The sequence below is a fragment of the Enterococcus sp. HMSC072F02 genome (genome assembly GCF_001837725.1).
GTDB lineage: Bacteria > Bacillota > Bacilli > Lactobacillales > Enterococcaceae > Enterococcus_B > Enterococcus_B lactis.
This window is the reverse complement of record NZ_KV833932.1, coordinates 79,511-80,200: the sequence shown is the minus strand read 5'-3', so window position 1 is coordinate 80,200 and position 690 is coordinate 79,511. Positions and strand designations below refer to the sequence as shown.

Sequence of the window (690 nt, the reverse complement as noted above, 5' to 3'; positions counted from 1 at the left end):
CGACAAGAAAAAATAAACATCGTACTTGATGCAAGGCCGAGACTAGTTCACATCATCAAATGTGCCACAGATGATCAACTTGGGGAATATGTCGGAAAAGTGTTAGATGATATGGTTATGACTGTCCCGTTTACTGATGTCCCACCATTAGAAGGAATTCGTTCAGATGGGGAGCCTTTAACAATTAATGATCAATTATTTGATCCGCAAGAAAACCGATGGATTGTTTTGACGAATGTATTGGATCACAATAAGCTAAATAATCTTGAAGCAGTGTACGAGGCACTGGAAAACGAGAACGGCAATCTAAAACAGCTCAATGCCAAACTCATGCTAAACGATGTAGCAATTAAACAGGAAAACACTGCATTAAAAGAAAAAGCTGATAGTTTAGCACAAATCAATTCAAAAATGATGCTTGCTTCGATTCAAAACAGCAAGGATATTGCAGAAATTAAAGAGCAATTAAATCCAGCTTCAAAGGGAGGTGAGTAGTATGTTTAGTTTTAGCGATGTGAAAATGATGTATGATTGGGGCTGTTTTACTGACGATCAAGTTCTACAGTTCGTTCCGCTATGCATTACAGACGAAGAAGCAGAAAAAATTATTAACAATGAAGAGAGTGCATCTTAATTGATGTGCTTTTAGTTTTGATACAAGGAGTTGCAATATGATTAATTTAGGGGAAT

Annotated in this window: 2 protein-coding genes; both read left to right on the top strand. The window is 36.7% G+C overall.

The window, feature by feature from the left end; genetic code table 11:
* Window positions 1-51: 51 nt before the first annotated feature.
* Window positions 52-495 carry a hypothetical protein gene (locus tag HMPREF2731_RS04385; RefSeq protein WP_029745055.1) on the top strand — a complete coding sequence of 148 codons (444 nt, stop codon included), beginning with the start codon at window positions 52-54 and terminating at the stop codon, window positions 493-495.
* 1 nt (window position 496) lies between these two features.
* Window positions 497-634, top strand: coding sequence for an XkdX family protein (locus HMPREF2731_RS14205; protein WP_002334791.1), 138 nt, complete (start codon window positions 497-499; stop codon window positions 632-634).
* The last annotated feature ends 56 nt before the right edge of the window (window positions 635-690 follow it).